Source organism: Streptomyces katrae (assembly GCF_000966975.1).
Lineage (GTDB): Bacteria > Actinomycetota > Actinomycetes > Streptomycetales > Streptomycetaceae > Streptomyces > Streptomyces katrae.
The window spans coordinates 1-258 of sequence record NZ_JZWV01001515.1 but is presented as its reverse complement, the minus strand read 5'-3'; the positions used below and the strand labels follow the sequence as shown (position 1 = coordinate 258).

Sequence of the window (258 nt, the reverse complement as noted above, 5' to 3'; positions counted from 1 at the left end):
TCGTTCGTCAGGGTGCGGATGTTCGGCCCCGGCCATCCCTGGCACGCCATGGATGACTACACCGGCGACCTAGCCCACATCGGCCTTGCGATTTTGGACCGCGACTCAGGCGAGTGGGCTCCGGAGTTCGAGGAAGCGCTCGCGCATCCGGTTGGCGATCTACTGGTCATGGACCGAGTCGTCCTTGAGCCAGCCTGGCGCGGATTCGGCCTCGGGCCGGCGCTCGCCGGGGCGGCCATCCGCCGCTTGTCCGAAGGC

General features: G+C 68.2%; 1 pseudogene. It reads left to right on the top strand.

The features are described 5' to 3' along the window. Positions 1 to 48 precede the first annotated feature (48 nt). Positions 49 to 258: pseudogene (locus tag VR44_RS38795) on the top strand (hypothetical protein); the annotation flags it as partial.